This window comes from Novosphingobium sp. (assembly GCF_036733805.1).
Lineage (GTDB): Bacteria > Pseudomonadota > Alphaproteobacteria > Sphingomonadales > Sphingomonadaceae > Novosphingobium.
The window spans coordinates 1-10833 of sequence record NZ_DAIMZT010000076.1 but is presented as its reverse complement, the minus strand read 5'-3'; the positions used below and the strand labels follow the sequence as shown (position 1 = coordinate 10833).

6 protein-coding genes are annotated in these 10833 nt (G+C 62.5%); 2 read left to right on the top strand and 4 right to left on the bottom strand.

Annotated features, from left to right (window positions below):
- Positions 1-711 (top strand): SDR family NAD(P)-dependent oxidoreductase (locus V7D69_RS14105; RefSeq protein ID WP_333606116.1); only part of this gene is annotated, 711 nt, incomplete at its 5' end.
- A gap of 29 nt (positions 712-740) precedes the next feature.
- Entirely contained in the window at positions 741-1664 is a 924-nt protein-coding gene (locus V7D69_RS14100) for a glycosidase (RefSeq protein ID WP_333606115.1), read from the top strand.
- Positions 1665-1677: 13 nt separating this feature from the next.
- Here the strand turns inward: V7D69_RS14100 and V7D69_RS14095 are convergent, their stop codons facing one another.
- From V7D69_RS14095 to V7D69_RS14080, 4 genes are read right to left on the bottom strand one after another with little or no spacing between them, the layout of a single operon-like run.
- Positions 1678-3096: an efflux transporter outer membrane subunit gene (locus V7D69_RS14095; RefSeq protein WP_324062953.1), complete on the bottom strand. Its 1419-nt coding sequence runs from the start codon at positions 3094-3096 to the stop codon at positions 1678-1680.
- Positions 3093-6278 carry an efflux RND transporter permease subunit gene (locus V7D69_RS14090; protein WP_333606114.1) on the bottom strand — a complete coding sequence of 1062 codons (3186 nt, stop codon included), beginning with the start codon at positions 6276-6278 and terminating at the stop codon, positions 3093-3095. Before V7D69_RS14090 ends, V7D69_RS14095 begins: the two co-directional genes overlap by 4 nt.
- A complete protein-coding gene (locus V7D69_RS14085) occupies positions 6275-9412 on the bottom strand; it encodes an efflux RND transporter permease subunit (RefSeq protein ID WP_324062957.1) in 3138 nt (1045 codons plus the stop codon). The genes V7D69_RS14090 and V7D69_RS14085 overlap by 4 nt, the downstream gene beginning before the upstream one ends.
- Before the next feature lie 3 nt (positions 9413-9415).
- Complete coding sequence (locus V7D69_RS14080) at positions 9416-10468, bottom strand: efflux RND transporter periplasmic adaptor subunit (RefSeq protein ID WP_333606113.1); 1053 nt, start codon at positions 10466-10468, stop codon at positions 9416-9418.
- Positions 10469-10833 lie beyond the last annotated feature (365 nt).

The window sequence follows — 10833 nt, the reverse complement described above, 5'->3', positions numbered from 1 at the left end:
GTCGCGTTGACTTATTTGGCGGACGAGGCTGCGGCTGCCCTTGTGGTCTCGCAAATCGAGGGGGCGGGCGGTCGCGCTCTGGCCTTGAGGTGCAACGTGGCTGATGAAGGCGCAATCGAGGACCTGTTTGTGGCGGCGGAGGCGACGTTCGGCACTGTACGCTATTTAGTCAATTCCGCGGGCCTCAACATGAGCGGCATTCCTATCGAGGCGATGTCGCTGGACCAGTTTGATCGGGTGTTGCGCACCGATCTCTATGGTCCGTTCCTTACCTGCCGCCGACTGGTACGCGGACTGGACATGCGCCGGGAAAGCCTGGAGTCGGTTTCGGCCGGGAGAAGCTCGGCGCGGATCGTCAATGTCTCTTCCATTCACGAACGTGCGCCTCGGCCCGGCGGCCTGGATTACGACGCGGCCAAAGGCGGCCTCGCGCAATTGACCGCAACCCTCGCGCTTGAGCTTGCGCCGCGCCGGATAGCCGTGAATGCAGTGGCACCAGGCATGATCCTGACCGCAATGAATCAATCCGCGATCGACAATCCAAACGAACTCGCGGCGAAGGAGGTGGCCATTCCCTGGGGCCGCGCGGGCCGCGCAGAGGAAGTGGCGGCCCTGATCCTCTTCCTGCTGTCACCTGAAGCCGAATACATAACCGGCGCAACGGTTACCATCGATGGCGCTTTGTCGCTTACCGTGGCGCTCGGGGCATGAGAGGGCCGCGACCCGACGGGACGCAGCGCGTGCGCCTTGATTTCGCTGTCGAGGCGCTCGATGTGGTTGCTCTTGATACTGCCCGCAGCGATGGTCTGCTGGCCGGATACGATCTCATGAGTCCCTATGTGTGGCAACGGGATGGCCGTCTCAATCTCCTTGTACGGGTTCTGCCTAATCCGCTCGGTCCGGATCAGCCGACCGGCGTGATCTATGCCGGGACATCCACCGATGGCCTGACCTTCACCATGCAGGCGGAGCCGGCTATTGCTCCGGGGCCGGAGGATAACGACGCGGGCGGCGTGGAAGACCCAACGGTGGTCTTTTCCGGAGACAAGGTCTTGGTGTTCTACACCGGAGTAGAGCGAGGTCGGGCGCAGGGATCGCTGTTGGTTGCGCAAGGGCGGAACATAACCGGCCTCACCAAACAACAGGTCCTGCTGAAGGCGCCGGAGGGGGAAGGCAACATCAAGGAGGCCAGCGTCGCCAAAGGGGCCGATGGACGTTACCGCCTGTTCTATGAATATGCGCGTGAGATCCGGCCGGGCGTCAGCGCGTCGCGGATCGGCATGGCGCTCGCTGAGACGATGGAAGGACCGTGGACAGCGGGCGATGATCCTTTCACCGTGCGTGAAGATGCTTGGGATAACTGGCACTTGTCTACCGGCCCGATATTATCCCGGCCTGGGGAGCCCCATGTCATGTTCTACAACGGCGCAACCCTGGACGCGCGCTGGAGGATCGGTTGGATCGCGTTCGACGAGAATTTCGAGAGCGTGGTCGATCGCTGCATTGAGCCGCTGGTCGTCCCGCCCCCGCCGCAGTTGCGTTCCGGCACTGACATCGCCTTTGCCGCTTCGTGCCTTGATCTCCACGACGCCATCCATCTCTATTACTCTCTTGAAGATCGCGTCCTGAGGCGCGCGACGCTAGCTCGCCTGGTCCCCGGATAATATCTCGCCGCGATCATTTGGCACTCGAAACCCACTGCCCGCCGATCGCCTGGATCAGCGCGACCGCTGTCGTCTGTCGATCCACGATCGCCTCGATACGCGCCTGGTTGGCTGAATAGGCGGTTGTTTGAGCGACGACGACCTGCGTGTAATCGATGGTGCCGGCAAGATACTGGTTCCGTGCAATGGCCTCTGCGCGGTCCGCGGATGTGGCGGCGGCGTCGCGCATGCGTGCCTCGTCGGCATAAGCGGCGGCGGCGGCGAGCTCATCCTCGACTTGCTGGAAAGCGGTCAGCACCGTTTGCCGATAAAGCGCAGCCGCTTGATCGAACTGTGCTCTCGCCTGCGCCACTTTCGCCCTGTTGGCGCCGAAATCGAGGAGAGTGCCCAGCGCTGACAACCCTAACGACCACAAGCTAAGAGGGGCGGATACAAGATCGCCAACATTGGTCGCATTGAGACTGCCGTTGGCATTAAGCGAGAGCTGCGGAAAGGCGGCGGTGCGTTGAATGCCGATGCTGGCGTTGGCGGCGGCGACCCGTCGTTCCGCCCCTGCCACATCCGGTCTGCGTTCAAGTAACTGTGAAGGCAGAGCGGAAGGCACTTGCGGTACGGTTGGATGCCACATGGCGCGCGCTATGGAGAAGGTGGAAGGATTTTCCCCCGCCAGCACGCCTATAGCATGTTCGAGCGATGCGCGTTGCCGATCGAGGTCGCGGCGATCGGCTTCAGCATTGGAAAGCGACGCCTGCGCCGAATCCACGTCCGACCGGCCGACCGTGCCGGCCTTGTACTTGTTCCGAGTGATGTCGAGTGCTTTCTGGTAAGCGATGACGGTGGCGTCGAGCAGGTCGCGCTGCGCATCGATGCCCCGTAGTTGGAGGTAATCGCTTACGAGCGCGGCGCGGGCCGAGAGAGTTGCGTTGGCAAGATCGCCCGCGCTTGCCTGTTCGCTCGCGCGTGCTTGGTTCACGCCGTTTCCCAGCTTGTCCCACAGATCGGGCTCCCAACTTGCGGTAAGTCCAGCGGAGGCGCTGCTGTGTTGCGATCCGGCTGCCGCTGGCGTTCGCGCGCTGTTGCCGCCGGTTCGTGTGACATCGGCATTCGCTGTCACAGTGGGGAACAGTGCGGCACGAGCGCCTTGAGTGGCGGCGCGCGCGGCCATCCAGGCAGCGCGATATTGCGCGACGGTTTGGTTGGCGACCTCCACTTTCACGGTAAGCGCATCAAGCTCAGGATCGCCGAAAAGTGTCCACCAATCGCCTCTGGCCACTGCGTCTGATGGTGCGGCAAGGTTCCAACCGGGGGCTTCCTTGAAGCCGGCGGGAAACGTGGCCATGGCCGGCGGGCGATAGGCGGGGGCAAGGTTGCAAGCGGCGAGCGCGCTGCTGGCGAGCACCGCGCTCAGCAGGCGCAGACGGGATGACATCATGCCGAACCTCCCAGGGGCAATGGCTGACCGTGGCGCGCAAAAAGGTGTTCGTGACCCGTGCGGCGACGGAAGCGGTCAAGCGCCAGATAAACAACTGGGGTCGTCAGCAGCGTAAGAAACTGGCTGGCGATCAACCCGCCGATGATGGCCACGCCCAGCGGGCGACGAAGTTCGGCCCCATCACCAAACCCGATTGCCAGCGGCAAGGCGCCCAGGGCGGCGGCCATGGTGGTCATCAGGATCGGCCGGAAGCGCAGGAGGGATGCCTCACGGATCGCCGCAACTGGTGAAATCCCGTGCGAACGCTCCGCATCGAGCGCGAAGTCGATAATCATGATCGCGTTCTTCTTGACGAGGCCGATGAGCAGAATGATGCCGATTAGAGCGATTAGGTCGAACTGTCCGCCCGTGACCACTAGCGCCAGCATGGCTCCCACCCCCGCTGAGGGCAGCGTCGAGAGCACGGTGAGGGGATGGATCGCGCTTTCGTACAGTATGCCCAGCACAATGTAGATGGTGAGCAGCGCGGCGAGGATCAGCAGCGGCATGCTGCTGGTCGATTGCTGGAAAACCTTGGCTGTGCCGCCGAATGTACCATGGACCGATGCCGGCAAGTGCAGGCTGGCTCCCACCTCTGCAATCCGCTGGTCCGCTTGGCCCAGCGAGACATGAGGTGGCAGGTTGAATGAGATCGTCGCGGAAGGCTCCGCATCGGTATGATTGACGCTGGCATTGGTCGAACCGGTCGACCAGGTGGAAAAGGCGGATAGCGGAACCATCGTCGACGCGGCCGTACTCACTGCAGAGCCGGTCGCCGCATTGGCGATGGAGGGGTTGGCGGTCGCCAGGAGATTGGGAGCCTGAGGCACGGCCAACATCGGCACATAGATGTTGGATAGCGCTTGCGGCGAACCATTGAACTGCGGCGCGGCCTCCATCACCACGTGGTACTGGTTGAGCCCCGAATAGATGTTGGCGACCTGGCGCTGTCCGAAGGCATCGTAAAGTGCGTTGTCGACTGCGGTCATATTTATGCCGAGCCGCGCCGCTATATCCCGGTTCACGCTGACGAAGGCGTCCGCACCCGCATCCTGCCGGTCGACGTCGACGTCGGTAAGGACATCGCTTTGTCGTTTCAGCGCATTGGTGAGCCGCGTCGCAGCGTCCTTAAGTACAGCGGAGCTGTCTGCCTTGAGGACGTATTGGTAAGTTGAGTTGGTTTGTCGACCGCCGACCTGCAGGTCCTGCATCGGATTGAGAAAGGCCGTAACCCCGCTGATCCGTCCCAGCTTGGGTCGCAGGCGAGCGATCACCTCGTCTATCTGCACGCGTTGATGCCGAGGCTTGAGCGTTGCGAACAGGAAGCCTCCCCCAGCGCGACTCCCGCCGGAGAACGCGACGACGGTTGCCACCGCCGGGTCCGACTTGATGACGCGCACGATGCGCTTGAGCTTTGTCTGCATGTCCGTGAAGGAGATGCTCTGGTCAGCGCGGATACCGCCCATCATGGCTCCGGTATCCTGACTGGGAAAAAAACCCTTGGGCGCAATGGCTATCAGGTAGACGTTGAGCGCCACCGTCCCCGCGAGTAGGAGCAGCACCGCGCCGCGATTGACCAGCGCCCAGTCCAGGCTCACCGCGTAGCGCGCCTGCGCCCAGTCAAAAGCGCGTCTGGCATGCGCCATAAGCCGGCCTTCGCGCTGGTCGCTGCGCAAGACTTGCGCGGCCAGCATCGGCGTGGTGGTCAATGACACCAGCAGGCTGATCGCAACTGCTGCAGACATGGTGAGGGCAAATTCGCGAAACAGTCGCCCGACAAGCCCGCTCATGAAGATCAATGGGATGAACACCGCGATCAGGCTCAACGAAATCGAAAGCACGGTGAAACCCACCTCCCGAGCGCCGCGCAACGCGGCTTCCAGAGGGGGAAGACCTTCTTCCAGATGCCGGCTGATGTTCTCGACCACCACGATCGCATCGTCGACCACAAAGCCTGTCGCCACGGTCAATGCCATCAGACTTAGGTTGTCGAGGCTGAAGCCTGCCAGGTACATCACGCCGAGCGTGCCGAGCAATGAGGCAATCACGGCAGCCGCTGGAATCAGCGTCGCGCGCCACGATCGCAGGAACAGACTGACCACCAGCACGACCAGCAGCGTCGCGATCAAAAGGGTGATCTCCACCTCGCGCAAGGAGGCGCGGATCGTGGTGGTGCGATCGCTGGCGACTGACAGCTTGATGTCGTTCGGAAGCGCGCGCCTTAGGCCGGGCAGTTGCGCTTTGATCGCATCGACCGTGGCGACGATGTTGGCGCCGGGCTGGCGGCTGATGATGATGGGCACCGCTCTTTGCCCATTGAACAGCCCCAGCGTGCGCACGTCTTCCGGTCCGTCAACAACATCGGCGATATCCGACAGGCGCACGGCGGCCCCATGGCGCCAGGCGATGATCGTGCCGCGATAATCTGCGGCATGAAGGCCGGGCTGGTTGGAATAGATCTGAAACGCGTTGCCCGCCGCATCCACGACGCCGCGCGGGCGATTGGCGCTTTCGGATTGCAGAGCCGTGCGGACGTCTTCCAATGCAATACCATATTGCGAAAGGGCGAGCGGATTGAGTTCGATCCGCACCGAAGGCAGGGCCGCCCCTCCCAATTCGACATTGCCCACCCCTTGCACTTGCAGCAGCCGTTGCTGCACGATGTTTGAAACCTCGTCATAGACTTCAGAAGGCGTGTGAGTGGGCGAGGTCAGCACCAGGATCATGATCGGCGCATCGGCCGGATTCATCTTGCGATAGCTGGGATTGGTCTTCAACGTTGCCGGCAAATCTGCGCGGGAGGCGTTGATGGCGGCCTGCACATCGCGAGCAGCGCCGTCGATGTTCCGTGACAAGTCAAATTGCAGGGTGATCTGCGCCGAGCCGACCCCCGAGCGCGATGTCATTTCGTTGACTCCGGCGATTGTCCCCAGCCGGTGTTCGAGCGGAGCGGCCACCGTTGCGGCCATGGTCTGAGGGCTTGCCCCCGCCAGATTTGCCTGCACCACGATCGTCGGGAAATCGACTTGCGGCAACGGCGCGACGGGCAGCGAGATGAATGCAGCGACGCCGGCCAGCATGAGCCCAATGGTTAGCAAGATCGTGCCTACGGGCCGAGCAACGAAAGGTGCAGACAGATTCACGTCGGCTGTCCTTGGGGCTCGGCAATTCCAGCTCGACGAGCCTTGATCGCTTCGAAACTCAGGAAGATGACGGGAGTGGTGAACAATGTCAGGGCCTGGCTCAGCACCAGACCGCCGGCTATCGCGATGCCAAGGGGCTGGCGCAGCTCGTGACCCATGCCTGAGCCAAGAATCAGCGGCACCGCGGCCAGCAGCGCCGCGAATGTAGTCATCATGATCGGCCGAAAGCGGAGCAATGCGGCCCGGCGAATGGCTGCGGCAGGGCTCTCGCCCTCGTCGCGCATGGCTTGCAGCGCGAAGTCGATCATCATGATCGCATTCTTCTTCACGATCCCGATGAGCAGGACGATGCCGATGATGCCGATGACCCCCAGTCCATAGTTGGTGAGCGCCAGCGCGAGCAGCGCGCCGAGGCCCGCCGAAGGCAGCGTGGAAAGAATGGTGAGGGGGTGAATGAAGCTTTCATACAGAACGCCCAGCACGATATACACGACCACGATGGCGGCCAGGACCAGCCAGAACTCGTTGCCAAGCGACGCTTGGAAGGCGCCTGCGGATCCTGAAAAGTCCGTGGTGATAGCATCCGGCACACCGATTTCGCTCTCGGTTTGCTCAATAACGCGCACGGCATGGCCCAGCGAGGTCCCCGGTGCGAGGTTGAAGCCGATGGTCGCTGCGGGAAATTGGCCTTCGCGGGCGACGACCAGAGGGGCGGTCGACTGCCTGATCGTCGCGACGGCGGACAATGCCACGGCCTTTCCACCGGCCACGGGGATGTAGAGGTTGCCCAGCCCCTGCGGACCGGCGAGCATTCCCGGCATTGCTTCCAGAATGACGCGGTTCTGGCTGGACTGGGTATAGATGGTCGAAACGATGCGCTGGCCGAAAGCATCGTATAGCGCGTTATCGATGGCCAATGTCGAAAGCCCCAGCCGCGAGGCCGCGTCGCGATCGATATCCACTACCACGGCTGCTCCCTGTCCCAGCACATTGGCCGTGACGTCATTAAGCGTCTTTTCCCGCGACAGCGCCGCCGCCAGTTTCTGCCCCCACTGATCGACCAGTCCTTGATCGGCGCCTTTCAGGCTAAAGCGATAGCTGGTGACACCAGCTTCGGTATCGATAGTGAGGTCCTGAACGGGCTGAAAATAGAGTTTGACGCCAGGAATGGCACTCGTGCTTTGCCGCAGCCGCGACAGGACGGTTGAAAGGCGGTCGCGATCGCCGATCGGCTTCAGATTCACGGTAAGGCGGCCCTGATTCAACGTTGGGTTCTGGCCGTCGACACCGACGCTTGATGATACGTCCGCCACCGCCGGGTCGTTCAGAATCGCATCGGCAACTTCCTCCTGCTTTGCGGCCATCGCTGCAAAGCCGGTCTGCTGCGCGGCGATCGTCGCCACCGCGATCTGCCCGGTGTCCTCTTCCGGAAACAGGTTCTTGGCGACGATGAGCGTCAGCAGCCCGGTAAGCAGCAGCGTCCCGGCGAACACGGTGAGCACCAGCCGCTGGCGCGCCAGCACCCAATCGAGCCATCGTTCATAATGCGCGGCCAGTTTCGCAAAGCCGGCCATACTGCGCGTCGCCAGAGGCGAAGGCTTGTCCTCACTATGCGGGCGCAACCAGCGTGCGGCCAGCATCGGCACGAGCGTGAGCGCGACCACGGCGGACAAGGCGATGGTTGCGGCCAGAGTCACCGCAAATTCCCGAAACAACCGCCCCACAACGTCGCCCATGAAGAGCAGGGGGATCAGCACTGCGATAAGGCTGACGGTCAGGCTCACAATGGTGAAGCCGATCTCGCTTGCACCCGCGAGCGCCGCCGCGAACGGCGCCATGCCCTCTTCGACGTGGCGCGAGATGTTTTCCAGCACGACAATGGCATCGTCTACCACGAAGCCCGAAGCGATGGTCAGGGCCATCAGGCTGAGGTTGTTGACCGAAAAGCCCATCGCCCACATCGCGGCGAAAGCGCCGATCAGCGACAGGGGCACCGTGATGGAGGCGATCGCCGTTGCCCGCACCGAGCCCAGGAACAGGAAAATCACCGCCGTTACCAGCGCCACCGCCACCAACAATTCGAACTGGACATCGGCAACCGAGGCGCGAATGCCCGCCGTGCGGTCGGTCAGCAGGGTGACATGGACATCGGCGGGAAGTTGCGCTTCGAGATCAGGCAGCGCCGCTTTGATCGAGTCGACCGTTGCGATGACATTCGCGCCGGGCTGTCGCTGAACATCGATAATGACCGCGGGTGTTCGGTTCATCCACGAAGCCAATCGCGTATTCTCCGTCGAATCGACCACATCGGCGACATCGGACAGGCGCACGGGCGCGCCGTTCTGGTACACGAGGATCAGCGACTTGTAATCGGACGCACCCGCGAGCTGATCGTTCGCATCAATGGTCCAGCTCTTGGTCGGCCCGTCGAAACTGCCCTTGGCCGCATTGGCGTTGGCACTGGTGATGGCGGTGCGGATGGTTTCGAGCGAGAGCCCGTGCGCGGCAAGGGCAGGCACATTGGCCTGGATGCGCACGGCCGGACGCTGCCCGCCCGAGATTGAGACCAGCCCGACGCCGGAGACCTGCCCGATCCGATTGGCGAACTGGCGTTCCACGATCGCTTCAACCTCGCCAAGCGGGCGCGTCTTCGAAGTTACGCCCAGGGACAGGACCGGCGCGTCCGCCGGATTGACCTTGGCATAGATAGGGGGCGCTGGAAGATCTGACGGCAGCAGCGTTCCCGCCGCGTTGATCGCCGCCTGCACTTCCTGCTCCGCCACGTCGAGGGAGAGGTCGAGGCCGAACTGCAGGGTGATGACGGAAGCGCCCGCGGAACTTTGCGATGTCATTCGCGTCAGCCCTGGCATCTGGCCGAACTGCCGTTCGAGCGGCGCCGTGACGGTAAGCGCCATCACGTCCGGGCTTGCTCCGGGATAGAGCGTGCGCACCTGAATGGTGGGATAGTCCACCTCCGGCAGCGCCGAAAGGGGGAGGCTGCGATAAGCGACGAAGCCCGCCAGCACCAAGGCCAGCATGACCAGCGTGGTCGCGACGGGTCGCAAGATGAAAGGGCGGGACGGGCCACCGCCGGGAACGGCGGCGGCGGCAGCGACCGGATCGGAAGCGCTCACAGTCTAGCCCTTGTGCCGGTGATGGCGTCCGCCGCCCGTACTTCCGGATGTTCCTCCCTTGCCCGGCAGGCGAACCCTCGATCCATCCTCCAGTCCATCCGCGCCGGCCGTCACAACGGTCTCGCTGCCCGCAAGACCGGAGAGGATGGCGATGCTCTGCCCCGTCATCGGCCCGGTCCTGACTACTTTCAGCTTCACCGTCTGATCGGGCTGAAGCGCAAAGACAAAATCACCCGGTGCGCCGTGACGCACGGCGCTTACCGGAACGACCAGCGCATGGCGCAGCGTATCGACCAGCATTGTAATGTTGACAAATTCGTTCGGGATCAGCCGGTACGACCCATTAGCGAAGCGCGCCTTCGCTTTGATGGTGCCGGTTGCCGTGTCGATGGCGTTATCGAAGGTAAGCAGCGTGCCTTGCGCAAGGGCCTGGCCGCCGTTTTGATCGGTTGCCGTCACGGCAAGTCCGCCTCCAGTCGGCCCGATCTTCGCTTGCACGGCGGAAAGTTGCGTCTGTGGAATGGCGAATTCTACATCGATCGGATCGAGCTGAGTGACGGTGGCGATCCCGTTCGCATCAGACGGCGTGACATAATTTCCAATGTCCGTCTGGCGCAGGCCGATCCTGCCCGTCACGGGACTAATCACAGAAGCATAGGCAAGGTTCAATTTCGCCGTGTTCAACGCTGCTCGATCAGCCGCGACAGTGCCTGCAAGCTGTTTGACGAGCGCGGCTTGAGTGTCGACCTGCTGACGCGCGATGGAATCCTGAGACAGGAGGGTCTGATATCGAGCAAGGTCCACTCTGGCGGCGGCCAATTGGGCGGCGTCCCTTGCGAGATTGGCCTGGGCCTGAGCGCCGGCGAGCGCGAAAGGTCGCGGATCGATCAGCGCAAGGCGCTGGCCTTTGCTGACCACTTGGCCTTCCTTGAAATTGACTTCCATCAGCCGCCCTGACTGCTGGGAACGCACTACGGCCGAGACCAGCGGCGTCACTGTGCCGAGCGCCGAAAGCGTGACGGGCACATCGGCGCGTCCAACTTTTGCTACTGCCACCGGTGCGGGAGGGCGCCCGCCTCGATCCCCGTTTCCTGACATTCCAGCGAGGATCCGGGCCAACAATGCAACAAGAGCCAACGCGATTACGATCGCTACGATCCATCTCCAACCGGAGCGCTTTGCTGAAGGAGATGGTTCGACAGTGCTCAAATGCTGACTCCACAGCTCCATCTGTATCGCGTTTCGATCAGAAGGCCCGCAGGAGGTCCAGTCATAAATTGTAATGGGATATACCCGCGAGGGTGCCCCAAACTTCGACTCTGAAGGTCGAAACATGCTGGGCCGAATCCTTAAAGATTCGGTTGGCTGGGGCGGCAGGATTCGAACCTGCGAATGCCGGTACCAAAAACCGGTGCCTTACC

What these genes read in the sequence shown, in the direction of transcription:
- V7D69_RS14095 (WP_324062953.1), bottom strand. Translation starts at nt 3,096, where the DNA reads ATGATGTCATCCCGTCTGCGCCTGCTGAGCGCGGTGCTCGCCAGCAGC.